The sequence below is a fragment of the Enterococcus sp. DIV1682a genome (genome assembly GCF_051711005.1).
Taxonomy (GTDB): Bacteria; Bacillota; Bacilli; order Lactobacillales; family Enterococcaceae; genus Enterococcus_B; species Enterococcus_B hirae.
Genome location: NZ_JBIOLT010000001.1, coordinates 1191753 through 1211986, shown reverse-complemented (window position 1 = coordinate 1211986; position 20234 = coordinate 1191753). Strand labels below are relative to the sequence as shown.

Below are 20234 nucleotides of genomic sequence, written 5' to 3'. Positions count from 1 at the left end.
TTCATTCATTGAACTGAATAATTTAACCAATCGATTGTTGCGAAAATTCCGCTTTGATTTCAATAAAGCTCTTAAAGGATTGCAAAAATTGAAACAATTCTGCTCGATCTTCAAATTCTAAACGTTCTTTGGGCATAGCCATGTCCCGATATAGTTCGTAGACTTCTTCAATCCGCTTCAATAATTCTTTTCCATCATTCTTTTCAGAAAAAGTTTCTGCAGTATAAACCAACAAGCCGTAAATATGCTTGCCATAAGGAACCGGGTCTTGGATTCGATCCAGATTTCCCTGCATATCTTTGATCACGTTGATTTGGGTTCGACGCATAGAAAAATACGTTTCATAGTATTGCGTTTGTTTCACCCAGTAATTCTCTTGGTACTTCCTAGCATCGCTCTGACTTTCTCTTACGAAAGCCAACAATTTATCACAAAGCAGTTGATTGCTAGTATTTCTTCCAGTCAGTAGGAAATCAGCCATGTTGTTTAAAATGATACGAAACTCTTCTTCGATCAATTGTTGATTTTTTTGTAGCTGTTTTTTGATATCCGGCATATAGATATTCGCTACTAGCGCAAAAAAAACACCGATAGCCATTAAACTTGCTGCATTACCGATCAACGACCAACTCATATTTTTTTCACTTAAATAGTGTGTGACTAGCACAGAATTTACGACAATTCCATCCGTCAATTTTAACCCAACAGTCAGAGGAATAAACAGTAGTAGGAACAAGCCAAACCCCAAGATCGTATAATCAAAAATAAAAAAACTAATAAAAGCAATCACAGTCGCTAAAATAAATGCCGCAATCCTTAACATCCCAGTTCTTAAAGTTGAACGTTTCGTGTTGCCCACACTTAACAAAGCAATGATTCCTGCTGAAGGCCAAAACAATAATGAAAACATTTGGGCGGTAACCATGGACAACATACTACTAACCACTGTTTTCACGGTCCTCATTCCGATACGCATAAGCAACCCCTCTCTTTTCTTAGAATTATACTAAAAGACTTAGCTAAAAACTAGCAATCTCTTTAAAAGTTCGTTATCCTATTAAAAAGGACTAAAAGGAGAATAAGCGATGGAATTTGGCCGTTTTCGTTTAGGAATGCGAACAATAAAAAGCGCATTAGCAGTTTTTTTATGTATTTTATTTTTCCACGTCACTGATCGAGGACTACCGATGATTGCTGCATTGTCAGCTGTTTTTTCCTTGCGCCAAGATTTAACCACTACTGTTTCCTTTGGTCGTTCAAGAATCATTGGCAATTCAATCGGCGGCTTTCTCGGAATCATCTATTTTTTAGTAAAGAACTATTTTCACAATGATTTTTTAGTGGAATTATTTCTGCTGCCGGTTCTAGTGGTCATCGTCATCGTGGTATCTGACGGAATCAATAATAATTCTGGGATCATCTCAGCAATCGCCACTTTGTTGTTGATTGCCCTTAGCGTTCCTCAAGGCGAATCCTCTTTATATGCGATCCAACGAGTCTTAGACACATTCATTGGAACCTTTATCGCCATCGGAATCAATTTCTTTCTCCGTCCACCTGAGACAGAAAAGAAAGAAGAGCTTGTAGAAGACTTAGTTGAGCTGCAAAAAAAAGAAGCGTTGCTTAGAGAAAATTTGGCAGAAGTCGAAGAACAGATCAAAAAACACAAAAATAGCTAATACATAAATAAACAAACCAGTCTCTTCAACATGAAAGAAACTGGTTTGTTTATTTTTCTAACTAATTTTAGCGATAATTATTCTGCTTGATCGGGTTGTTCCCCGTTTTCATAGAGATTAACTTGTTTCATCGTTCCACGATTAGAGAGATTTTCGATAATGTCTTTGATATCTAATCCTGTTGTTTCTTTCAACGTTTCTTGAGTGGAAGCTAAGAGATTGGTAGCATAGTTAGTCACCCGGTTTGCTCCGCCATTTTCGCTTGACCCGTTACTGGTATCAACCACTGAGATTTTCTCAATGTTTCCTAATGGTTGTGCTGCTTCTTTCATTAATTGTGGTAACATCTCGATTACCATACTCAAGACCGCTGCTTCCCCATATTCTTTGAACGCATCTGCGATTTTGGCTTTGGCTTCAGCTTCGGCCGCTCCTTTGGCTAAAGTCGCTTCCGCTTCCGCTTGACCAGCTAACCGGGTTTTATTGGCTTCGGCTTGTGCCAGTGCTTCAACGCGGAATTGTTCAGCTTCGGCTTCAGTTACTTCTTTTACCTTTTGAGCTTGTGCTTCTTGTTCTTTGGCATAACGATCCGCATCGGCTTTTTTCTTCACTTCTGAATCGTATTGTTTCTCACGACGAATGATTTCTTTTTCTTCTAATTCAATTTGTTTTTGTCGTTCAATGACTTTTACTTCCATTTCTTGTTCAACAACATGTTGTTGCGCCCGAGCGCTTTCCAAGTTATAGGCTTGGTCTGCTTTGGCTTTTGCAATATCTTGTTCTTGCTTGTAAGAAGCTAGTTTTAATTCTTTTTCTTTGATTGATTCTGCAATTTCCGTCTGTCTTTGTAGTTCCGCTGCTTGAGAATCTTTTTCAGCTTCTGCTTTTTTAATACGTGTTTCTTTTAACGCTTCTGCTTCCGCAATATCTGCGTCACGTTTCACTTGGGCGATCCGTGGTTTCCCTAAAGAATCTAAGTAACCGTTTTTATCACGGACTTCTTTGATCGTAAACGAAACAATGATCAATCCCATTTTCGCTAAATCAACAGATGCTACTTCTTGAACGCTTTGACTAAATTTGTCGCGGTTTTGATAAATTTCTTCTACAGTCATCGAACCCAAAATGGAACGAAGATGCCCTTCCAAAACTTCTCTTGCTTCATTTTCAAGTTCCTCACGTGTTTTACCTAGAAACTGTTCTGCAGCAGTCGCAATTTCTTCCACTGAAGAACCAATCTTGATGATCGAGGTGCCATCACACATCACTGGTACCCCTTGTTCAGTATAGACTTCTGGCGTCGAAACATCTAACTTGCTTGACAAGAGACTGATCCGATTCGAGCGTTGGAAAACTGGTAAAACAAATGCCCCGCCACCACGAACGATTTTGATTTTATTATTACTTTCATCTGCGTGGACATTTTTACTGCCTAAATAACTCCCGCTAATAATTAATGCTTCATCTGGTTTGGCAGTTTGATATTTTGCTACAAAGACGATCAGTAACATTAAAATGATCAAGACTGCAATAGCAATTGCGATATAAACTCCTGATATTTCCATTTCTTATACACTCCTTCATATTTTTAGCATGCCTTCATAAGGCGTTACATAACAAACTCTTTCTTTTACTTCAATGATCAAGACCTGTTCCCCTTGCTTAGCTGGTGAACTTTGTGGGGCATAAAAGCATGCAGGTCGCGTAATCGAACCAGTCACACTTTTTAATTGGATCTCTCCCATCCCTTTTAATGGTATGGGTGTAACTACGATCGCCATCTGTCCTTCAAGAGTTTTTTCTGATGCAGACAACGTACTTTCAGCATTTTTCATCGGCATTCGGACATAAAAATTGAGCAAAAACACTAAAACAGTTGCAATCGCCCCACTTGAAATCAATAGAAACAGCGAATCTAATTCTGTTAAGCGCTCTCCTAAATACCCAAACAGGCTGGTAAAAGTTAGCCAAGGGACAATGAGTATCGGGTCAATTGGACCATCGAAATCAAAAATATCTCCAAAGACTAGCAGAAAAACTGCAATCCCCGCACAAGTTAAAAGTGTATACCAATAAATCGTCTCTAACGCCATCCCTCCAATCATGTAATCGCCTCCTCCTCTGTTTTGTTCTATCATACCAATAGAATAACTTTCTGTATAGTTTGATCGATAATTTTGTTTTACCAATTTCCCAATGACGATTTAGCCAGTGGGGCGGACACCCCACCGGCAACAAAAGCACTTTAATGCGATCGTTTATTATTTTTGTTCGCTTCTTTTCTTTAAAAAGAAAATGGCTCATGCATCTAGTTTGTGAGTTGATTTTACCGTCATCCCTACAAAAGCTTTCTCTAATTCAACAAGAAGGAATAAAACCAATCCAGGTAGTAAACTGATGCTTACTTCTTGGACAGTCAACGAAACTGTCCCAATCGCAATTTTTAATGGTGGGAACACTAACATCAATCCTTGTAAGAGGATCATCGCTCCAATCGAATAGAGTAATGCCCGATTTTCAAAAAGATCTTTTGTCAGACTAAATTCAGTCACTCTTCGACAATTAACCATGTAGAAGGCTTGTCCAAAAACCATCGCATTGATCAGAACGGTTTGTTTCGCTTCAGCAGGAACAAAATCCATTGCAACGAACCCTAAAATAGTCATGATGATCCCAACATATAAAATACGCAAAAGTGCATATTTTGATAGGATTTTTTCGTTAATTGGTCTCGGTGGACGATTCATAACATCTTGATCTGCTTTTTCAAAACCCAATGCGTATGAAAGGGTGATCGAAGCGACTAGATTTAACCACAAGATTTGTACAGTAGTTAAAGGTAATGGGAAATTTCCTACCAATGAAAAGAGCAACAGTAATCCTTGGGCTAAACAAGTTGGCAAATAAAAGAGAATCGTCTTTTTCAAATTATCAAAAATACGTCGTCCTTCTTTCACGGCTTTTGCAATGGTCTCAAAATTATCATCTACCAACACCATGTCTGCTGCCTGTTTGCTAACATCGCTCCCTTTGATTCCCATAGCGATCCCGACATCGGCTTTTTTCAAAGCTGGCGCATCATTAACGCCGTCCCCAGTCATTCCAACAATTTCATCTTGTTCTTGGAGATAGGTCACAATAGCCAATTTATGTTCAGGTGTCGTCCTGGCAAAAACATCATTCTCACGGACAGCGATCTTCCATTCTTCTTCTGTCAATTGATCTAGTTCCGTTCCCGTAATCGCCGATTTAGCATTTTTTAAACCTAATTCCTCAGCGATCGCTTTTGCTGTTGCTTGATGATCGCCAGTGATCATTTTTACTCTGATCCCTGCTTGTTGCATTTCCTTGACTGAAGCAATAGCTGATTCCTTTGGCGGATCAATGATGCCACTAAGTCCAATCATCACTAGCTCATTCGTTAATTCTTCATGTGACAATTCACGATCCTTTAACTCTTTCATTGCAAACGCTAAGACACGTTGGCCTGTTTGCGCTAATTGTTCGTTTTTTTGTAACCACATAGCATGATCTATCTGTTGTTGTCTTCCATCTGATCCCAGTTCATATTGCACTTTATTCAGTAAAACATCTGGCGCACCTTTCACAAATAAGATCCTTTTTCCTGCAATCTCATGGACGGTCGCCATATATTTGTAAGCTGAGTCGAAAGGGATTTTATCAACGACTGGATAAAGTTCGATCGGTTGTTGATTGGTCCATTTTAATAAAGCTAATTCCGTGGCATTACCTGAAGTTGGACATACTCCTTGAGTTAGTTGGGTTTCTTGACAATTATGCATCGCTTCAACAAGCCAAGTCTCATTTTTGGTCCAGTTTTTTTCTTCAAGCATTTCCACCCCATGGTTCGCTTCTCTAGTCGCTAAGCTAACCAATGTCATTTCATTTTTAGTCAGTGTTCCTGTTTTATCTGAACAAATTACTGTCATTGCCCCTAACGTTTCAACTGTAGGTAGATTTTTGACGATTGCTTGTTTCTTTGCCATCCGATTGACACCCGAAGATAAAATAATCGTTAAGATCGAAGGAAGTCCTTCTGGGATAGAAGACACGATCAAGGCAATGACAGCTGTCGCTATATAGCCCCAAGTCATGCCATAATAAAAGTAGGATACGGTAGCTAGCAATAAAATCAACGCAGCGATTCCTTTAAATATACTAGTATTCATTTCCTTGATCTTCTTCAATAAAGGCGTTTCTTGTTCAGAGATCGACCCTAATGAAGTGCTGATTTTTCCAATTTCTGTAGCAGTTCCAACCGCGACTACGATCCCTATTCCTCTACCTGATTCCACTTTAGTCCCAGAAAAAGCCATATTCGTTTGTTCCGCTAAAGGAGTCTCTAGCGGTAACGGGTCGGTCGTCTTTTGGATCGCATGGGTTTCTCCAGTAAGAATTGCTTCATCGATTTGTAAATTGAACGTTTCACTCAAACGAACATCTGCAGAAACGATATCTCCAGCAGCCAATACGAGTTGATCCCCCACCACTAAATCAGCTGGTGCAATCTCTTTTTGCTGTCCCTTTTCGATGATGACTGCTTTTTCACTAAGTAATTCCGCAATGCTGTCTAAAGATGAAGCTGCCTTTCGTTCTTGTAAATAGCCGATCAGCGCATTTAAGAAAACAACTAAAAAAATCATACTGCCTTCAATATATGCGCCTGTAAAAAGCTTAACGATCGCAGCTCCTAGTAAAATGTACATCAGTGCATCATGAAAGTAAGAAAGAAATTTTTTCCATTCTGGAACTTTAATACCATTTTCTAAGACGTTTCTTCCATACTTAAGTTGTCGTTCGTTCCTTTCTTGTTCGTTCATTGCTTTTTTTACCATTAATTTTTCTTTGATTTCTATGATTGATAAGGTGTACCATTCTTTCATTTTTTTCCTCCAATAATTCTTACTGATCAAATCATAAAGGTTAGAGTGACTCTAAGGTCAAGAAAAATTTAAGCAAATCTATCTATGTAGAATAAAAAAATCAATTCCATTCACATTTCCCCCACGTTTCGTAGTAAAATAACCTTACTTAAAATGACTGATCAATGGAAGTGATGATTTGAAAATCAATGAATTAGCAAAGCTCTATGATATTACAGCCCATACTTTACGCTATTATGAAAAATTAGGTTTGATTACACCGGATTATGATGAAAATGGCTATCGAAATTATTCTTACGAACACATTGAACAACTGAATACCATCCGTGACCTACGTTATTTTGACGTCTCCATTACTGAGATCGCCGATTATTTGAAGCAAAAAGAAATCAGCAAGACAAAAGAATTATTAGCTTTTGAAATCGAGGCACTTCATCAACTCATCAGTGACTCACAAAAAAAAATCGAACTATTAATCGAACGTGTCCAGTTAATTGAAGAAGCAGAAAGCATAGACTATCAAGAAGTGCTATTAGTGCAACAACCGAAAAGACTGATTCTTAAAGCTTCTACGGTTGCAACGGATGAACAAATCGACTTTTCGTTAAAAGAACTTCATAAAAAATACGAACCTTTATTAAGCACTAATAATCAAAATCTTTTTGGTAGTATCATCCATTTAGAGGAAGATCCTTTTACCTATCAAGTATTTTATTTTTGTCCTGACCTTACGATTAAAAATGAGGATGCTGAGATACTCCCTGCTGGAAATTATCTTAGTTATAGTTTTAAAGGTGACTATGAACAAAGGAAGAAAGGAATTGCTACCATCATGAACTACCTGACTACCCATTCACTTCATAGAGCCAGTCCATTTTATGAATCTTATCTGATTGATTTTCACGAAACGAATAAGCCAGAAGAATATGTGACGCGTTTAGAAATTTTAGTTGAATCGTAGCTTGGGATAACTAAATATTTATACAAAAAAACTACGTCTCATTTGACATCAAATATCAAACTCAGACGTAGTAACTCTTTTATAAATCAAGAATAAAAATTTGCTACTAAGTGCTACGAATCAATAAATGTGAAGACTTCAAGTAAGCCCCCGCAAGCTTCGTCATTTTTGACCGTAATATGCATGCATCCCATGTTTTCGATAGTAGTGCTTATCTAAAAGATATTGTGGAATAGATTGCATAGCAGGATTAATTTTTTCATTTTCTTTAGCCATTAAGCATATTTCGTCTAAGATCAAGCTATTCTCTACCGCCTTTGCAGGGGTTTCACCCCAAGTAAATGGGCCATGTCCATAAACGAATACACCAGGAACTTCAGTGGGAGCTAATTGTCTCTCTTGAAACGTTTCAACAATCACATGACCAGTGTTTCTTTCATAAGCACTTTTAACTTCTTCTTCGGTTAATTGCCGTGTGCATGGAATCGTTCCATAAAAAGCATCCGCATGAGTTGTTCCATAGGCAGGCAAGTCTCGACCAGCCTGCGCCCACATGACTGAATGTGTGGAGTGCGTGTGGACGATAGCATTGATTTTTTCAAAAGCTTGATACAAAATCACATGAGTCGATAAATCAGAAGAGGGCTTCATCCCATCTTCTTCTAGCGGATTTCCAGCTAGATCAGTCACTACCATTTGTTCGGGAGCCATCTGTTCATACTTTACACCACTTGGCTTGATCACGATCACCCCAAGCGCTCGATCAATCTCACTGACATTGCCCCAAGTCAACTTAACTAGTCCATATTGAGGTAGTGCCAAATTTGCTTCATAAACACGTTGTTTCATTTCTTTAATGATCGGATTACGCAAACTCATAACCTGCCTCCTTTAGCTTCGGATAAAGATAGCTTTTTGCTGCTGCGATTTCTTTTTTAAAATCCGGATTTTTTTCACTCCACATTTCAATTAAAAATGACCCATTATAATTCATCTGTTTGAGTTTCTTTAACAAACCCTCAAAGTCAACACAGCCTGCGCCAAAAGGAACATCACGAAATTGACCTGATGATTCAGTTGTTACTGGATAGGTATCCTTTAAGTGGATGGAAGAAATCCAATTGATCCCTTTTTCTAGTTCACGTTCTGGATCGTTTTCTTGCCAAGCCGAAAGGTTACCAAGATCTGGATAAACTTGAAGATATGGTGAATCAATCTGGCGTTTGATTTCTAAAAATTTAGTGATTGAATTCATAAATGGATCATCCATAATTTCAATTGACAAGATTATTCCATATTCAGAAGCTATTTTGACGCTTTCTTCAAGTCCTTCAATAAATAATTTTCGTGATAGCCTTGTTTTTTTTTCATAATAGACATCGTATCCGGCTACTTGGATAATTTTGATACTTAAGCGCTGAGCAAGTCGGATCGCTTTGACCATCAATTCTTTGGCTTTTATCCGATACGCTTCATTTGAAGAGCCAAAAGGAAACCTGCGATGACCACTCAGACAAATGGAATTGATCCGTATGCCCGTCTCTTTCATGTCTTTGCGTATTTGATTGATCATCTCGTCAGACCAATTGAGTCGAGCTAGGCGTTCATCTGTCTCGTCAATCGACATCTCAATAAAGGAAAAACCAAGTTCCTTTGCTAATAAAAAGCGCTCTTTCCAAGAGATATCTTTTGGTAGTGCCTTCTCATAAATTCCGATTTGAGCCAAGTCTATTCCCCCCAAATGCGAATCATTTCTTGTTTAAAATCATTGGCTGCTTTTGCAGGATCGTCCGCACTAGAAATCCCTCTTCCAGCTATAAAAGTTTCCACTTCAATCCCTGCGAATAATTTCAATGTTTCCACGTTTAATCCACCTGTCACAGAAACTGCAAAGCCCATTTCTATCAATTTCTTTACTTTTGTCAGATCCCGTTCTCCCCAAGTTTCACCAGAAAGTAATGCATCTCGACTTTGATGATAGATCACCTGTTGGATACCGATCCTCCGCCATTCAGCTGCTTGTTCATAGGTCCAATCCCCATACAGTTCGACTTGCAATGCCTTCACTTCTTTTTGAGCTGCTTCCATGGTTGGCAGAGTAGCACAGCAGATAACAGTCATAAAATCCGCACCGGCATCAGTTACATTTTTGGCTACCGTGCCCCCGGCATCCGCACATTTTGTATCAGCAACAATTGTTTTCCTTGGAAACATGCTACGAATACAGCTGATGGCTTTGCGCCCCTCTTGCAGACATAAAATGGTTCCAATTTCAATAATATCGACAATATCCCCTACTTGAAATACATCTGCTAATGCTTGTTCTAAATCATTATGATCCAAAGCAATCTGTAATTTTGGTCTGCTCATTTTGTCTTCCTCTTTTATTTAGATTTTTGATACAACGCTGATTCAGCAAATTTTTCACCAATTTCTTTGGCTGACATGACATTTTTAATGCCAATCACTGTAATTCCTTTTTTCTCTGCTTGGGTAAACATATTCAAAAAATTGACTGGTGTAAAAACGACATCATACTGAGTCGCAGAACTTTTTCCTTCAGAAATTGCACAATGATGGATTTTGGTAATTGACACACCTAGTTCTTTCATTGCCTTTTCGACGCTTCTCATCATCATCAAACTTGTTCCCGACCCGTTTGCGCAAGATACTAAAATTCTCATTATGTTTTCCTCCTATGTGTTCATTTTAATTTTATTGTTGTATTTAATTCTCGTTGTGATATTTTTCTGCATATTGCTCATAATCATCGACGATCAAAAAGTACCCGTCTGGATTTTTACGGTATTGTAATTGTGGAATAATCAATAGCCCAACCACGACTAATGCGATACCAACATACCCCAAAAACTTCATCATTACAGTAAATAATGGCCAAGCAGTGGCCCAGTCAAACATACCGAGATAGCCACCATATTTTGACATGCCGATCCAAGTTGCAAAAACGGCCGATCCACCAACTTGAATGATTCCAGAAAGAAATGGGAACAGACAGGCGGCTTTGAAACCACCTCGATTGTTGGCAAAAACTGCGATAACTGCATTGTCAAAGAACAGTGGAATAAAACCAGCAATCACGATGGTTGGTGATTTGAACAAAATGAGTAAGGCAATCATCAAAAATTGACCTAAGGCACCAAACAAGAAGCCAATGGTTACGGCGTTAGGTGAACCAAAACCAAAAGTAGCAGCTACGTCAATCCCAGGAACCGCACCTGGTAGGATTGTATTTGAGATCCCTTGAAAAGATTGTGTTAGCTCATCCACGAAAGTACGGACTCCTAATTGTAAAATGGCTAGGTAGACAGCAAAATTCAATGATGTTGTCATAATATAGAACAAGAAACTTTGTCCTTCTTTCATAAACTGTGCTTGAATCAAATAATCTTTTCCTAGCACTAACAAAATAATTCCAAAAAATAAAAGCATTAATAAAGAAGTTGCTACCATATTTTCATTAAATATAGATAAAAAACCTGGTAATTCAATATCTTCCAATTTTTTATCCACTTTTTTAGAGTGTTCTTTTTTTTGATCACGTTTCTTTAAAAACTCGGCTAACTTCGCAAATATATAGATACCAAACATTTGCTGATGTGCCACAGAAAAACCAGCGCCCTCGGTTAACTCCTGGGTGATACCAACTGTTAAATTAGAAGCTACTGCCCAATAACAGCCTAAAATCAGTCCCATAAAAATCAGAACTTGAATTCTTCCTAAAGAGGGAAAACAAAATAATAATATCCAAAAAGCAGTTGCAGATTGTTGAATCTGAACATTTCCAGTTGTAAAAACCGAACGTAATTTTGTATATTTTTGAAAACGAACGAGTAAGATATTCATAACAAAAGCAATCAAAAGTAAAATCATGACATCCCCAAATGTACGACCAAATGTTTCCTCTAATCCAGAGTCAACGGCATTTTGTCCAAAATATGGATCGGTGACCATCGCATCCAGATTAAACCGTTCTTTTAAACCTACTAAAATGGGGCGGAAGTTGTTTACTAATCCTCCTGAACCAACCGTCAAAATGAAGTAACCGACTGTTGCTTTCAAGAAACCAGCAATACACTCATAAAATGGACGTTTCAAGAGAATGTACCCTAGCAGTACAATAAAACCAATCAGATAAGCTGGTTGAGTTAAGATGTTTGTAGCGAAATAAGTCCAAATGCTCAATAAAAAATCAGCCATTCTTTTTTCCTCCTATAAGTTATATTCTTGCATCACCACTCGATAGTCTTCAATCGAATCGGTATCTGCCAAACGATCAATTAGCCCATCTATCATCAACAACTCAGACAATTTTTGAATATTTTCCATATGCTGATCTACATTTTTGGCTGCTAAAGTAAAGAATAAACTTGCTGATTTTTCTTCTTGGTCGAATTGAATGGGTCTTTTCATTTTAGTGAATGATATAGCTGTTCCATAAACTCCTTCACTATCTGCTGAAGAATGTGGCATTGCCACTTTGGGAACAATCACGATATAAGGACCATGTTCTTCTACACATTGGATGATTTCATCTACGTAACTTTGATCAATCACCTTTTTATCTAATAATAGTTGACAGCTTTCAGTAACAGCTTCCTTCCAATCAGTAATTTCTTTATCGGAATATTTCACCAAGCCTTGATCCAAAAAATATTTCAACATGTTGTTAACCTCTTTTCTATAAGAATGACGGGAATGGTGTATCGTTTTCTACAGAAAATACATCCTCAAAACCACGGTAGAAATTAAATTCCAGGTCGTCTTTATTCGTTGGATAGGTAAACTTGCCTCCTACCTGCCAGATATATGGTTTAAAATCGTACTTCAAGCGATCCTTTTTAAACTTCCATATTTCGGTAATTTCTTTTGGATCAGCCATAAAATTTGCCCAGATATCATAATGAACAGGGATGACTACTTTAGCCTTTAATGACTCAGCCATTCGCAACATATCGACAGAAGTCACTTTATCCGTGATACCTCGTGGATTTTCACCATATGCACCTAGGCAAACATCAATAGTATGTTCGTTCCCATGTTTCGCAAACATATTAGAATAATGAGAGTCTCCAGCATGATAAATATTTCCACCCGATGTTTCAAATAGATAATTCACAGCGATCTCATCCATTTCTTGAGGTATTTTCCCTTTTAAAGTTTCCTCTGGATCTTCACAAGTGACTAATGCTGTACGGTCAAATGCTTCTAAAGCAACGATAGTTACATCCTCAATTTTGACTTCATCTCCTGGTTTGACGATTATCGTTTTCTCTTTTGGAATTCCCCAGTTCAACCAAGTATTTACTACTTCTTGAGGACCAATGAATTTTGCATTCGGACAATTTTGATGAACAGCAGCTGCTGTATTGATATCCAAATGATCCGAATGGATATGCGTGACAACTAAAGCGTTTACACTTTTCATTTCAAAAGGGTCAATCACAAAAGGTTGCGTCCGCAAGTTCGGTTGCATTTTTTGAACACCACTCATTCGCATCATCTGATGCCCTTTTTTCATCATCCCATTTCCATGACTACGTTTACCTGTCCCACACCATAAATCACACAAAATATTTGTCCCTTTATGCGTCTTTAACCAAATCCCGGTACAACCTAACCACCACATCGCAACCGTTCCTTCTTTTACTTCCTCTGCTTCGATCTCTTCATTCAAGTAGGTACCCCATTCAGGAAATGTTTCTAAAACCCAATTTTCTTTTGTGACATCATTGACATGTTTGCTCATTGTAATGCTCCTCTCAAGAACTTTCTTTTGTTGACATCTAAATCATAATATGCGGCGTCAAACATGAAAACCCTTTTATATGAGTGTTTGTTATTTATATGATCGTTTTTGTTAGTTAATTGATTTTTTTAGTATGATAGATGTAGTTAATAAACTTTATATGAATTTTTGAAGTAATAAAAATCATATATACAAACGACATATAGGAGGGTAAATAATGAAAAATTCAATTGTCAATATTGAGAAGCGGCAAAAGGATATTTTGGAACGATTACAGCAAAAAGAGCAAATGACAACATATGAGTTAGCTGAATCTTTAAAAGTCTCTATTAGTACAATACGCAGAGATCTAAACTTATTAGAAGAAAAAAATGAGATCATTCGCAATTACGGGTATTGTTCTTATAATTATGATAATCGTACAGACTTTGATCAATCTGGTCCAGAACGGCTGAAACAAGCAATCGCTCGTGAAGCTTGTAAATACATCAATGATTATGATACCGTATTCATAAATTCTAGTTCTACTGCACTTAAAGTGGTTGAACATGTACGTGCCAATCACCTGACAATTGTCACAAATAACGTAAAAATCACTTACTCCCCTCATAAAGAAAACTGCAATTATATCTTGACTGGAGGTGAGATGCGCTTTCCAAAAGAAGCATTAGTGGGTGATATCGCATTAAATACCATTTCTTCAATGAATGCTGATGTCTGTATCATTGGTTGCAGTGGTGTGTCGATCGATAATGGCGTAACAACTAAAATTCTCAATGAATCAACGATCAATGAAATGATGATTCGTCAAACGTTTAAATGTAAAATTCTAGTTGCTGATCATCGTAAAATTGGTTTAACATCAAAATTTAAAATTGCAGATATTTCTGTTTTTGATTATTTGATTACTGACAAGTTTTGTTCTGAAAAAGTAATTGCTGAAATCAAAAATGTTGGGGTGAAAGTCATCCAAATCAGTTAAAAAAAAGCCGGTGTGAATGGAACAAGGTTCTGTCCCTACCACATCGGCTTTTGCTTATTTACGAATGATGTTCAAATAAAATGACCTGATCCATTAAGTCAAAGCTCTTCAAATCAGCCTTTCAGCGATGGTTCGCTCTTACTTACTTAATAACAGTCTTTTTATTAAGCGTGATAACGTTCTACACCATCTAGGTATGTTGCTTCTAAAGTCATATCTGGATTCAATACGATAAAATCAGCGTCCCGTCCTTTTGCGATCTTGCCACAAGTATCATCGATCTTGCAGCTGATTGCTGGTACTAAGCTTCCCATCATCACAGCTTGTTCAGGTGTAGCTAATCCCCAGTCTACTACATTTTTGATTGCTTCTTTTAATTTCAAGATACTTCCTGCTAAATTACCTGATTCTAAGCGAGCAGTTCCATCTTTCACGACCACTGGAAATTCTCCTAAATTATAATTGCCATCAGGCATTCCACCAGCCATCATGCAATCAGTGATCAATGCCACATGGTCATGACCTGCTTTTTCCATTAAAATTTGAGCAGCATTTGGATGAACATGATGCCCATCACAAATCAATTCTGAAAAAACATGTTCTAGCGATAGTAGCGCACCAACCATTCCAGGTTCACGATGATTTAATCCACGCATGCCATTATACGCATGGACAAAGACACTGGCACCTGCTTCTACTGCCTTTTGTGCTTCATCGATCGTCGCATTACTATGACCCAATGAAACAACCACGCCTTCATCTGTCACTTGTTTGACAAACTCTTCAACGCCTTTTCGTTCTGGGGCTAGGGCAATTTTTTTGATCAGTCCGCCAGAAGCTTCTTGCCATTCATGGAAAGTATCAAGATCAGGGTCTCCAAAATAACTTGGATTTTGCGCCCCTTTATGTTCTTCCGTAAAGAATGGTCCTTCAAAATAGATTCCTTTAATTTTTGCTCCAGGAGCTTCTTGGTACATTTTTCCAATTGTTTCAGCTACATCTTTTAAACGTTCTTTACTTGATGTTAAAGTAGTTGGTAAAAACGATGTTACTCCACAAGAAAGCAATCCTTCTGACATTGCTTTCACACCTTCTGCATCATTATCCATCACATCATGGTTCATATAGCCATGAATATGCGTATCAACTAGACCAGGAGCGATCCATTTTCCGCTTTGATCAATGATATTGACTTCTCCTTCAGGTGTGTTTTGGGTATACTCCCCAAAAAGACCATCAGTGATTTCAAGATAACCTGCATTTTTGACACCGGATGACAAAAAGAATTTGTCTGCGTAGATAAAAGTTCTCATTCTTCTCTCTCCTTTGATTTTCTATCCTAAAGGTACTCTTATTTTGGAGATAAGTCAAGAATGGTCTACACCATTTAGAGACTTTTTGCTATTTTTTTAACTGATTGTGCCAATTCTTCATAAAAGAGAGCTTTATTGATTTCACCTTTCTTTTTATAAATCAAACTCTTTAAAATAAATAAATCATTAAGATAATAATAACTATTTTTATCTTGCGCCCACCGTATTCCTTGATTTACTTGTTCTAAAGATAGTTCAATTTCTCCTTGGTGCAATAAAAAGCTTCCATAGTTATAAAAAATTTGAGTAAACTCACTTTTGGTTCGATCTTGGATCGTCTCTTGGAAGAGTTGGATACTACGACTTAAATAGTACCTAGCTTCCGCAGTTTTGCCAGCTACGCCATAGATTTTGCCAATGCAACTGACTAGCTGGATCTCAACATCTGTCACTTGTGTTCGATCTTTTAATGTCGAATAGGAGAGCGCTTCTTTTAAATAACTAAGTGCTTGAGTAATATTTTTTCGTAATGTAAATTCACAGACGCCTAAATAATAATAATATTTTTGAAAATCCGAAGCTTCGTACAAATTTTCTGTAACTTCTGGCGATTTTAACACTTGCTCCAGCTTGCGATAATCTCGTTGCTGAAAATACAAGTCTGTTAATTCAAAATTCTTTAAGACCGCTCGAATTTTCCCATGAGATAAACGCATGACATGATCGATCGTTACGCCTAAACGTTGGCAAATTTGTGCCATTACAACAACATTTGGTAGCTCTTCATTATTTTCAATTCTGCTTAAAACACTCTGTGAACAAATATCTTGCGAAAGCATTTTTTGTGTCATCTTCTGTTCTTTTCGAATTTCTTTTATGATTGTACCAAAGGAAGCGACCAACGTTTCCATAAGCATCCTCCTTCAAAATATGCGTATTCGCATTATACCAATATTTTACTTTACGGAAGAAGAAACATCAAGAAAAGTCCTATCAAAAACTTATCCGACTTTTTTCCTTCCTTATTTTTGATTTAGCTAGTGATTATTTCATCTCTCACACCAAAAAGAGCCAAAACTTGAGTTCGGCTCTTTTGAGTAAAAACATCCATGACAGGCTATTTTTGTCGGTAAGTCGATAAAAATTCACGCATTTTGACAGCAGTCGTTTTCAGATCATCCATCTTTGGTAAATAAACGATTCTAAAATGATCCGGTTGATGCCAATTAAATCCCCCACCATGAACCAGCAAGATATGATGTTCATGTAGGAAATCTAAAACAAACTTTTCGTCATCTAAAATATTGAAACGCTTCGTATCAATCTTAGGAAAAATGTAAAACGCTGCTTTAGGTTTTACTGCAGAAAGGCCGGGAATGTCATTAATGGCATTGTAAATAAATTCTCGTTGCTCATAAATACGCCCACCAGGTAATAATAATTCATCCACACTTTGATAACCACCTAATGCCGTCTGAATGATTTGCTGAGACAATACATTGGAACAAAGACGCATCGAAGAAAGCATGTTCAATCCTTCAATATAGCCTTTAACATGTGATTTATCTCCACTCAACACCATCCAGCCAACACGAAATCCTGCAACACGATGGGATTTAGATAAACCGTTCAACGTCACGACAAATAAATCTGGTGCCAAAGTAGCGATTGGAATATGTTCTAAACCATCCATGACTAAACGATCATAAATTTCATCAGAATAAATAATCAATTGATTTTGACGAGCAATCTCCACGATTTGCTCTAAAATCTCTTTTGGATACAATGCTCCAGTTGGATTATTAGGGTTGATGATCACGATTGCTTTTGTTCTACTCGTTATTTTTGATTTAATGTCATCAATATCAGGATACCATTCTGCTTGTTCGTCACATATATAATGAACAGGTTTTCCACCAGCCAGTGATACTGAAGCCGTCCATAATGGATAATCAGGCATCGGTACTAAAACCTCATCCCCATTATCAAGTAGACCTTGCATACACATTGTGATCAGTTCGCTGACTCCATTCCCTGTATAAATGTCGTTGATCGTCACATTGGGGAACTTTTTGATTTGACAATATTGTTCAATCGCTTTTCTTGCTGAAAAAATGCCTTTAGAATCAGAATAGCCTTCTGAATCTCGTGCATTCATAATCAAATCACGTATCACTTCATTTGGCGCTTCAAATCCAAAGGGGGCAGGATTTCCAGTATTTAACTTTAAAATACTGATCCCTTCTTCTTGCATACGTTCGGCTTCTTCTAACACAGGTCCACGTACGTCGTAGCTTACGCCTTCTAGTTTATTGGATTTTTCAAATTCTCTCATAACGCTATCCAATCCCTCATTTCAAATAAACAGAAATTTCTGATTTTTTATTTTTTACTTATTTTCAATATCATACTCTATCCCTCTAAAATTTACCACAATTTTAAGTAAAACCATAAGAAATTTTAGTTAGTTTTCAAACTCATTTCCGTCGATATTCATTGAATAAATTCGCGCCCCAGTCCATAGCAATTCCGCAAATAACACCCAAAAAAATTCCGGCAGACAAATCTTTCAATACAATACCAAGAATTAGCCCAACACTCATTCCTAAGATAGAAAACTCCCCATCATATTTTTCCACTTTTTCTCTCCCTTTTCATCTTGACATCTGCGGAAATACTCGCTATCATTAATTTATTGTTATTATACGCAGACGTGATGGAACGGCAGACATGCAAGATTGAGGGTCTTGTGAGCGTACGCTCGTGTGGGTTCAAATCCCATCGTCTGCATCAATGACTAGTCGTAGAGCATTCCGTGCTCTACGTTTTTTTGTTTTCTTATTCACGTCTTATTAATAAACTTACTGTTCGTTATACTAAACGACCTGACTTCTGATAATTTTACGCATAAATTCTTCTTTCTATTTTACTCTTCCTGTTAATTTACTGCTAATGATTACTATGGACAGTTCCTTCTTATGTTTCATAAGATAGCTTTTTTGATTATTTCTCCTTATTACGATTAAGCAATGAAATCAGTATTGTTTTATCTGCATGCCTTCTATTTTGCCCATCTTGATCATTTTTTATACTTACAACCTATGACCTATACTGTAAAAGAATTATGAGAACGATGAATATTAGGAACCATAATTGAACTCTTATTCAATCGATTCTTTTAAATAGTGTAACGCTTGTTTACAGTTCTTGAATCCTTTTGCTTTCCATTGGACATTTCTCTTTCTTAACTTATATATTTCATTTTTTTCTCATCATCAAACTCGTATTCTTATAAATAAAGATGACATTACCAGCTTATAACCTTATTTTATAAGCTTAAGCAGTATTTTAGTACTAATATAAAAATTAGTTTATAATTAGAGTATGTCAAATATGGAGAGGAGAAATAACAAATGAAAACTTTAGACATTATTGCTTTAACATTGTTGATCGTTGGTGGATTAAATTGGTTATTGGTTGGTTTATTAGAATTTGATTTAGTTGCTACTATTGCAGGTGGATCTACGACAATTCTAGCTAAAGCGATCTATATTATTGTAGGAATTTGTGCTATTTATTGTTTGAAATTCTTTCCACTTATTACAAATAGAGTAGAACGATAATTTTTTAATTATCCTCTGTTCCTAATATAAATAAAGCAGTCATGAGCGTTAGTTTGTATGCTCATGACTGTTTTTATTTATATTCATGTAAGCGTTATTCGAGACAAAAGAGAGATTTTTTCTACAGAAAAACGTGAGATTAACCTTTTCTTAATAACTAGACAGCTACTCTTTTCAGAGACATTATGCTTGATTTTACGACAAAGAAATCGATTTCGATTACATATGTTACTTCAAATATTACAAAAAAGGTAGATTTGTCATAAAGCTATTACCTATGAAATATATCCCCGTGGTAAAGTATTCCTCGTTGGTCACAACAAAACTATTTTTAAATTTACGAAGGAGCTTTTACATGAAATCACTTAAAACATTACTATTAGGAACAACTTTGACTGCCAGCGCACTATTCTTTATGGGAACATCTGCACATGCGGACGAAGCTTATACCGTTCAATCAGGTGATACGCTATCAACGATTTCTCAAAAATACGTTGGTGATAACTCCTTGATCCAAACTATTGCAGAAAAAAATTCAATCTCAAACATCAACTTGATTTATTCAGGTCAACAATTAACAATCCCAACAGGCGAACAAGCAGCAACAACACAAACAGCTTATCAAGCGCCTGCTCAAACAAAAACAGTGGCTGAACAACCAGTGAAGCAAGAACCAGTACAACAAGCAGCACCTGCTCAACCAGTACAACAAGCAACGCAAACAGCGGCACAAGCAACACCAGCGACAACGAATACAAGCTCAGCGAAAGAATGGATCGCTCAAAAAGAATCTAGCGGTTCTTATACAGCAACAAACGGTCGTTACATCGGACGTTACCAATTAGATTCTTCTTACTTAAATGGTGACTATTCAGCAGCAAACCAAGAACGAGTTGCTGAACAATACGTATCTTCTCGTTACGGCTCATGGGAAGCGGCTAAATCTTTCTGGGAAGCAAACGGTTGGTACTAATATAAAATAGCTTGTTTAAAAAGCGAAGGTCC

The 20234-nt window shown here is 37.1% G+C and carries 20 protein-coding genes and 1 tRNA gene; 6 read left to right on the top strand and 15 right to left on the bottom strand.

Translation table 11 applies throughout. The features are described 5' to 3' along the window. Nucleotides 1–22 precede the first annotated feature (22 nt). Nucleotides 23–976: an aromatic acid exporter family protein gene (locus IGJ23_RS05545; protein WP_010719399.1), complete on the bottom strand. Its 954-nt coding sequence runs from the start codon at nucleotides 974–976 to the stop codon at nucleotides 23–25. Between the two features lie 109 nt (nucleotides 977–1085). Between IGJ23_RS05545 and IGJ23_RS05540 the strand changes: the two genes are divergently transcribed. Beyond that, complete coding sequence (locus IGJ23_RS05540; protein WP_010719400.1) at nucleotides 1086–1679, top strand: FUSC family protein; 594 nt, start codon at nucleotides 1086–1088, stop codon at nucleotides 1677–1679. Nucleotides 1680–1756: 77 nt separating this feature from the next. Here IGJ23_RS05540 and IGJ23_RS05535 read toward each other — a convergent pair whose 3' ends face one another. The 3 genes from IGJ23_RS05535 to IGJ23_RS05525 all read right to left on the bottom strand — a co-directional run bounded on the left by IGJ23_RS05535 (nucleotide 1757) and on the right by IGJ23_RS05525 (nucleotide 6583). After that, nucleotides 1757–3244 (bottom strand): flotillin family protein, encoded by a 1488-nt coding sequence (locus IGJ23_RS05535; protein ID WP_010719401.1) that lies wholly within the window; start codon nucleotides 3242–3244, stop codon nucleotides 1757–1759. Nucleotides 3245–3259: 15 nt separating this feature from the next. Further along, complete coding sequence (locus IGJ23_RS05530) at nucleotides 3260–3784, bottom strand: hypothetical protein (protein ID WP_251849616.1); 525 nt, start codon at nucleotides 3782–3784, stop codon at nucleotides 3260–3262. Nucleotides 3785–3979: 195 nt separating this feature from the next. After that, nucleotides 3980–6583, bottom strand: coding sequence for an HAD-IC family P-type ATPase (locus IGJ23_RS05525; RefSeq protein ID WP_207432384.1), 2604 nt, complete (start codon nucleotides 6581–6583; stop codon nucleotides 3980–3982). A 178-nt stretch (nucleotides 6584–6761) separates the two neighbouring features. Here IGJ23_RS05525 and IGJ23_RS05520 point away from each other — a divergent pair, with 178 nt between their 5' ends. Further along, nucleotides 6762–7544, top strand: a complete 783-nt coding sequence (locus IGJ23_RS05520; protein WP_010719404.1) for a MerR family transcriptional regulator — start codon at nucleotides 6762–6764, stop codon at nucleotides 7542–7544. A 162-nt stretch (nucleotides 7545–7706) separates the two neighbouring features. On the opposite strand, the gene IGJ23_RS05515 is transcribed toward IGJ23_RS05520, so the two are convergent. The 7 genes from IGJ23_RS05515 to ulaG are packed head-to-tail and all read right to left on the bottom strand — an operon-like array spanning nucleotide 7707 to nucleotide 13311. After that, entirely contained in the window at nucleotides 7707–8423 is a 717-nt protein-coding gene (locus IGJ23_RS05515) for an L-ribulose-5-phosphate 4-epimerase (RefSeq protein ID WP_034700355.1), read from the bottom strand. After that, nucleotides 8410–9270, bottom strand: a complete 861-nt coding sequence (locus IGJ23_RS05510) for an L-ribulose-5-phosphate 3-epimerase (RefSeq protein ID WP_094940814.1) — start codon at nucleotides 9268–9270, stop codon at nucleotides 8410–8412. The genes IGJ23_RS05515 and IGJ23_RS05510 overlap by 14 nt, the downstream gene beginning before the upstream one ends. A 2-nt stretch (nucleotides 9271–9272) precedes the next feature. Next, nucleotides 9273–9914 carry a 3-keto-L-gulonate-6-phosphate decarboxylase UlaD gene (locus tag IGJ23_RS05505; RefSeq protein WP_010719407.1) on the bottom strand — a complete coding sequence of 214 codons (642 nt, stop codon included), beginning with the start codon at nucleotides 9912–9914 and terminating at the stop codon, nucleotides 9273–9275. A 14-nt stretch (nucleotides 9915–9928) separates the two neighbouring features. Next, entirely contained in the window at nucleotides 9929–10228 is a 300-nt protein-coding gene (locus tag IGJ23_RS05500) for a PTS sugar transporter subunit IIB (protein ID WP_207432390.1), read from the bottom strand. A gap of 43 nt (nucleotides 10229–10271) precedes the next feature. Then, nucleotides 10272–11762, bottom strand: coding sequence for a PTS ascorbate transporter subunit IIC (locus tag IGJ23_RS05495; protein ID WP_438774679.1), 1491 nt, complete (start codon nucleotides 11760–11762; stop codon nucleotides 10272–10274). 12 nt (nucleotides 11763–11774) lie between these two features. Continuing rightward, nucleotides 11775–12227, bottom strand: coding sequence for a PTS sugar transporter subunit IIA (locus IGJ23_RS05490; RefSeq protein WP_438774678.1), 453 nt, complete (start codon nucleotides 12225–12227; stop codon nucleotides 11775–11777). A 16-nt stretch (nucleotides 12228–12243) separates the two neighbouring features. Then, nucleotides 12244–13311, bottom strand: coding sequence for an L-ascorbate 6-phosphate lactonase (ulaG, locus tag IGJ23_RS05485; protein WP_178286383.1), 1068 nt, complete (start codon nucleotides 13309–13311; stop codon nucleotides 12244–12246). 217 nt (nucleotides 13312–13528) lie between these two features. Between ulaG and IGJ23_RS05480 the strand changes: the two genes are divergently transcribed. Then, entirely contained in the window at nucleotides 13529–14293 is a 765-nt protein-coding gene (locus tag IGJ23_RS05480; protein WP_438774677.1) for a DeoR/GlpR family DNA-binding transcription regulator, read from the top strand. A 164-nt stretch (nucleotides 14294–14457) separates the two neighbouring features. On the opposite strand, the gene nagA is transcribed toward IGJ23_RS05480, so the two are convergent. From nagA to IGJ23_RS05460, 4 genes are all read right to left on the bottom strand, one after another. After that, the gene (nagA, locus tag IGJ23_RS05475) at nucleotides 14458–15606 is read right to left on the bottom strand and encodes an N-acetylglucosamine-6-phosphate deacetylase (RefSeq protein ID WP_010719415.1); all 1149 of its coding nucleotides are present in this window, start codon (nucleotides 15604–15606) and stop codon (nucleotides 14458–14460) included. 74 nt (nucleotides 15607–15680) lie between these two features. Next, a complete protein-coding gene (locus tag IGJ23_RS05470; RefSeq protein WP_438774676.1) occupies nucleotides 15681–16517 on the bottom strand; it encodes a helix-turn-helix domain-containing protein in 837 nt (278 codons plus the stop codon). 206 nt (nucleotides 16518–16723) lie between these two features. Next, nucleotides 16724–17941, bottom strand: a complete 1218-nt coding sequence (locus IGJ23_RS05465) for a pyridoxal phosphate-dependent aminotransferase (protein WP_010719417.1) — start codon at nucleotides 17939–17941, stop codon at nucleotides 16724–16726. Nucleotides 17942–18083: 142 nt separating this feature from the next. After that, nucleotides 18084–18245: a hypothetical protein gene (locus IGJ23_RS05460; RefSeq protein WP_010719418.1), complete on the bottom strand. Its 162-nt coding sequence runs from the start codon at nucleotides 18243–18245 to the stop codon at nucleotides 18084–18086. A gap of 68 nt (nucleotides 18246–18313) precedes the next feature. Between IGJ23_RS05460 and IGJ23_RS05455 the strand changes: the two genes are divergently transcribed. The 3 genes from IGJ23_RS05455 to IGJ23_RS05445 all read left to right on the top strand — a co-directional run bounded on the left by IGJ23_RS05455 (nucleotide 18314) and on the right by IGJ23_RS05445 (nucleotide 20202). Continuing rightward, nucleotides 18314–18396: transfer RNA gene (locus IGJ23_RS05455), tRNA-Leu, on the top strand. 623 nt (nucleotides 18397–19019) lie between these two features. Then, the gene (locus tag IGJ23_RS05450; RefSeq protein ID WP_010719419.1) at nucleotides 19020–19229 is read left to right on the top strand and encodes a DUF378 domain-containing protein; all 210 of its coding nucleotides are present in this window, start codon (nucleotides 19020–19022) and stop codon (nucleotides 19227–19229) included. 355 nt (nucleotides 19230–19584) lie between these two features. Beyond that, the gene (locus tag IGJ23_RS05445; RefSeq protein ID WP_438774675.1) at nucleotides 19585–20202 is read left to right on the top strand and encodes a LysM peptidoglycan-binding domain-containing protein; all 618 of its coding nucleotides are present in this window, start codon (nucleotides 19585–19587) and stop codon (nucleotides 20200–20202) included. Nucleotides 20203–20234: the final 32 nt, after the last annotated feature.

Excerpts from the sequence above, each read along its gene's own strand:
- IGJ23_RS05545 (WP_010719399.1), bottom strand. The coding sequence starts at position 976 with ATGCGTATCGGAATGAGGACCGTGAAAACAGTGGTTAGTAGTATGTTG.
- IGJ23_RS05540 (WP_010719400.1), top strand. The coding sequence starts at position 1,086 with ATGGAATTTGGCCGTTTTCGTTTAGGAATGCGAACAATAAAAAGCGCA.
- IGJ23_RS05535 (WP_010719401.1), bottom strand. The coding sequence starts at position 3,244 with ATGGAAATATCAGGAGTTTATATCGCAATTGCTATTGCAGTCTTGATC.
- IGJ23_RS05530 (WP_251849616.1), bottom strand. The coding sequence starts at position 3,784 with ATGATTGGAGGGATGGCGTTAGAGACGATTTATTGGTATACACTTTTA.
- IGJ23_RS05525 (WP_207432384.1), bottom strand. The coding sequence starts at position 6,583 with ATGAAAGAATGGTACACCTTATCAATCATAGAAATCAAAGAAAAATTA.
- IGJ23_RS05515 (WP_034700355.1), bottom strand. The coding sequence starts at position 8,423 with ATGAGTTTGCGTAATCCGATCATTAAAGAAATGAAACAACGTGTTTAT.
- IGJ23_RS05505 (WP_010719407.1), bottom strand. The coding sequence starts at position 9,914 with ATGAGCAGACCAAAATTACAGATTGCTTTGGATCATAATGATTTAGAA.
- IGJ23_RS05500 (WP_207432390.1), bottom strand. The coding sequence starts at position 10,228 with ATGAGAATTTTAGTATCTTGCGCAAACGGGTCGGGAACAAGTTTGATG.
- IGJ23_RS05495 (WP_438774679.1), bottom strand. The coding sequence starts at position 11,762 with ATGGCTGATTTTTTATTGAGCATTTGGACTTATTTCGCTACAAACATC.
- IGJ23_RS05490 (WP_438774678.1), bottom strand. The coding sequence starts at position 12,227 with ATGTTGAAATATTTTTTGGATCAAGGCTTGGTGAAATATTCCGATAAA.
- ulaG (WP_178286383.1), bottom strand. The coding sequence starts at position 13,311 with ATGAGCAAACATGTCAATGATGTCACAAAAGAAAATTGGGTTTTAGAA.
- IGJ23_RS05480 (WP_438774677.1), top strand. The coding sequence starts at position 13,529 with ATGAAAAATTCAATTGTCAATATTGAGAAGCGGCAAAAGGATATTTTG.
- nagA (WP_010719415.1), bottom strand. The coding sequence starts at position 15,606 with ATGAGAACTTTTATCTACGCAGACAAATTCTTTTTGTCATCCGGTGTC.
- IGJ23_RS05470 (WP_438774676.1), bottom strand. The coding sequence starts at position 16,517 with ATGGAAACGTTGGTCGCTTCCTTTGGTACAATCATAAAAGAAATTCGA.
- IGJ23_RS05465 (WP_010719417.1), bottom strand. The coding sequence starts at position 17,941 with ATGAGAGAATTTGAAAAATCCAATAAACTAGAAGGCGTAAGCTACGAC.
- IGJ23_RS05450 (WP_010719419.1), top strand. The coding sequence starts at position 19,020 with ATGAAAACTTTAGACATTATTGCTTTAACATTGTTGATCGTTGGTGGA.
- IGJ23_RS05445 (WP_438774675.1), top strand. The coding sequence starts at position 19,585 with ATGAAATCACTTAAAACATTACTATTAGGAACAACTTTGACTGCCAGC.